We start from the raw sequence: 3667 nt of genomic DNA on the forward strand, positions 1-3667 counted from the left end.
CGCCGCCCAGCGCCACGACGCATGCCACGACCACGACGCCGAACACGTCCAGCCCGCGACCGATCGCCGCCATCGCGCCCTCGGCGGCGAAGACCATGGTGCCCGCGAGGTCGCCGGCCAGGACGATCCTGTCCATCCGCATGCGCGCCGTTCCGGCCGGCCTGCGCTGCGAAGGGTGCCGATCTGCGGTCCCCCGGTCTCTGGTCCCCTGGTCTCCTGTCCCCCGGTCTCCACTCATTGTGACCTGGTCCCTCTTTTCGTGCCGGGCCTGGCTTCCCAGCCTATCATCACACCAGGAACAGGAGAGGCCCGATGACGAACGCACCGGCAGACATCGCCACCGACCTGATCGCCCGTTACGGCGCGCAGGCCGCGGCGCATGCGACCGACCGCATGGAGGAAGCCCGCGCGCAGAACGAGATCGACGATGTGCAATGGTGGACCGCCGTCCTGAGCGCCATCGAGAAGCGGCGGCCGCCGTCCGGGAAGGCATGACGGGGGCCGTGCGGACACGGCCCCCGACCGCCGTCAGTGCCGGGGCGCCAGGATTCCGGCCAGCAGGTCGGGCGTGCCGGGCAGGCGTTCGAGATGCGGGTAGCGCAGGCCACCATGATAGGAGACCGCGATCGTCACGTAGCGGTCGCCTTCCTTGAGCAGCAGCGCGATCGGCGCCGCGTGCGGGTCCCGTGCCTCGGTGATCGCGTCCTTAAGCACCGCCGGATCGTAGGCTTCGCCATTCACCGCGACCAGTTGGGCGTCGCGCGTCACCCCCGCCTGCCAGGCCGGGCTGCCCCATTCGACGTTGGACAGCGTGCCGCCCTTGCCGACGACGAAGCCGACCGAATAGCTGAAATCGGCGACGTGGCGCAGTGCCTCGTACGAGGTCATGAAATCGTTCGGCCGGTCGGTATAGGCCAGGCGATAGCCGGCGCGCGTGAAGCCGTCCAGCGGGGCATGGGTCGAGGTCCGGTCCAGGCGCCGGCGCAGGAACGACGCCCAGTCATAGGGCTGGATATCGTTCAGCGCCTGCACCAGGTCGGCGAAGCCGTAGGTGCTGGTGACGAAGCTGCCGTCATGCGTGCCGAAGAAATGCCGGGCGAAATCGTCCAGCGAACGCTTGCCGCCCGAGAGCTGACGGATCAGCGTATCGGCATCCAGCCAGACGAGCTGGCCTTCGGAATAATAATCCTCGCTGCGCTGCCAACTGCGCCATGAGAGCGGCGCGCGCCGGGCGATGACGGGATCGTTGGTGGTGTCCTGCAGCGGCCGCCAGGTCCGTCCCCGCCGGGTGTCGTACAGCGCCGCGACCTCGGCCAGCGCGTCGATCACCTGGGCCTGGGTCATCAGGCCCGCGCGGGCGGCCAGGACATAGCCCCAATACTGGGTCTGTCCTTCATAGACCCAAAGGCCGGACCCGCGCTGCGGCGTGTTGAAATTGGGCGCCCACAGGTCGGCCGGACGGCGATATTTGCCGTTCCATGAATGGGTGTATTCGTGCGCCAGCAGGTCGCGCGCCGCGAAGGTCTTGTCCCAGTCGGTGAAATAGCCGCGCGGGCCGCTGTTCTCGCTGGAGCGATGATGTTCGAGGCCGATCCCGCCCAGTTCGTCGGTCAGGGCCAGCAGGAAATCGTAATGGTCGTAATGGTGCGACCCGTAGAGCAGGCCGGCCTGCGCGACCAGCGCGCGATGCGCGCCGATCTGGGCGTCGGTCGCCGCCAGTTCGGCCGGCTTGTCCGCGACCAGGTTGAGCGTGACCGGCACCGCCGCGCCGGGGGCAAGGTCGATGCGCCGGAAATAGCGGCCGGCGAAGAGCGGCGAGTCGACCAGCGTATTGTACGGCACCGGGTCGAAGGCCACCGTGTCGCCCTGCGCCCCGTGCGCACGCAATGCCGTGCCGTACTGCCACCCGTGCGGCAGGCGCAGGTCGGCCTGCACGTCGATGCGGCGGGTGAAATAGCCCGCCGGGTAGAGCGACACCGCGTTCCACTGCACGTTCAGCATGGCGGGCGTCATGACGACGCGTCCTTCCGCCGGCGAGACGGGCGACAGAAGCTGGAACGAGACGTCGAGTTCGTGCGTGCCTTTCGGCACCGGCACGTGGAAGGCGCTGACCGTGACGCTGTCGCGCACCCAGTCGACCGGGACGCCGCCCGCCTTGACCACCAGGCCGCCGAACTGATCGAGCGTGCCGGTCGGGGAATGATCGCCCGGCACCCACATCGGATAGAGCAGGGTCAGGTCGCCGCCCGATGCCGCCAGGGAAGCGGGGACCGGCACGGTTTCATGCACCGACAGGATATGGCGCGCCAGGTCGGTGGCATCGACCGCAAGCCGGATCGTGCCGCCGAAGGCGACGTCGCGCGGCGGAGGAACGGAATCCGGCAAAGGCAGCATCTGGGGCGGCGTCTGAGGCGGCGTCTGCGGTAGGGGCTGGGGGTGGGGTTGGCTCGCCGCGTGAGCGGGAGCCGCCAGCGCCGCGCCGAGCAGCGCGGCCAGGAGCGAGGGGGACAACGGGCGCAAGAGGCAGATCTCTCGAAATGCAAGGCGGTTGGAAAAAGCGGCCGGGCCGGCCGCCGCGATCGTCGTCCGGCATGGCACGAAATTCGCCGCCCCGCCACTTGCGCCGGCCCCCGCCTGCAACGCGCCGGCAGGAACGCTACGGGCCATGCTAGCGAACCCTTGTGAAGTTTTCATGACAAGCGTTGTCCAGCCCCTTTGGGTCGTCAGATTATTAAATTATGACAATCTTCCGACAAGGCGTGGTGAAACATTTTGCAATTTTTTCAGGAACCCAGTATTGACGGCCTCGGTGCCGGGGCAGCCCTGCTTCCTTGTCTTGCCGCCTTACGCGGTCGCCGGCCGTTTTTCTTCGCAATAGATGCATTATTTCGATGTGTTGTATTTTTGCGGAAGTTTTTCCAATGTCGTGTCGTCATTTACGGGCATGCAGACATTCCGTGTGGATGGTAACGCCGCCACATGCGCGGCGAAGCCGGGAAAACCCGGCGGCGGCCGGCGCGAGCGGCGCGGGCTGCCCCCATGGACATTCGACATGATCGCCGCTACTGCCGTCGCGCGACGCGGGGGTCTGCGGCGGCCGGGACATGACCGGTTCCCGGGACATGCCGCCTAGCACCTCGTCACGCACCCTTTTTGTGCCTGCCGCCCGGGGCGTCGGAGCATGGAGCCAGCCAGACGGACCAGAACAGACCCTGGCCCATACCCCACCATCCGGCAGGCCCGCCAGAATCCCCGCGCAGAACGGCGGAGGGACTGCCAGGACAGCCCCGCACCCGACCATCCTTATTCCTTCCCCCGGATCCTGCGTCAGCCCATGAAACAGTCCCGACTTATGACGACGCCCGCCCCGGACCGGCGGCGCGCGCCGGCTTTTCCCCTGGCTGCCGTCCTGGCCGCCGTGCTGGCGACGGCAGTCCCGCCGGCGGCCCATGCCGACGCGACAGTGCGCGACGACCATGGTACGCTGACCGTGCCCGCCAATTCGCCGATCGCCGGGCAATTGACCGTCCAGCCGGTCACGCTGTCCACCCCGTCGCGCGCCATTCCCATTCCCGGTGCGATCATGGCCGAGCCGTCGCGTTCGCTGGCCATCCTGCCGCCGCTGACCGGGCGTATCGTCAGCCTGGCGGTCGCGCCGGGCGACAGC

Annotated in this window: 3 protein-coding genes and 1 pseudogene; 2 read left to right on the plus strand and 2 right to left on the minus strand. The window is 68.1% G+C overall.

Annotated features, from left to right (window positions below; all coding sequences use genetic code 11):
• Nucleotides 1-238, minus strand: a 238-nt coding sequence (locus tag HUK84_RS23680) for a TRIC cation channel family protein (protein WP_176640556.1), incomplete at its 3' end; no start/stop codon positions are given.
• A 74-nt stretch (nucleotides 239-312) separates the two neighbouring features.
• On the opposite strand from HUK84_RS23680, the gene HUK84_RS12330 reads away from it, so the two are divergent.
• Nucleotides 313-495 carry a hypothetical protein gene (locus tag HUK84_RS12330; RefSeq protein ID WP_176640557.1) on the plus strand — a complete coding sequence of 61 codons (183 nt, stop codon included), beginning with the start codon at nucleotides 313-315 and terminating at the stop codon, nucleotides 493-495.
• Nucleotides 496-528: 33 nt separating this feature from the next.
• Here the strand turns inward: HUK84_RS12330 and HUK84_RS12335 are convergent, their stop codons facing one another.
• Entirely contained in the window at nucleotides 529-2667 is a 2139-nt protein-coding gene (locus tag HUK84_RS12335; RefSeq protein ID WP_374729330.1) for a M61 family metallopeptidase, read from the minus strand.
• 685 nt (nucleotides 2668-3352) lie between these two features.
• Here HUK84_RS12335 and HUK84_RS12340 point away from each other — a divergent pair.
• Nucleotides 3353-3667 (plus strand): annotated as a pseudogene (locus HUK84_RS12340) (efflux RND transporter periplasmic adaptor subunit); the annotation flags it as partial.

The organism is Nguyenibacter vanlangensis (genome assembly GCF_013376155.1).
Lineage (GTDB): Bacteria > Pseudomonadota > Alphaproteobacteria > Acetobacterales > Acetobacteraceae > Gluconacetobacter > Gluconacetobacter vanlangensis.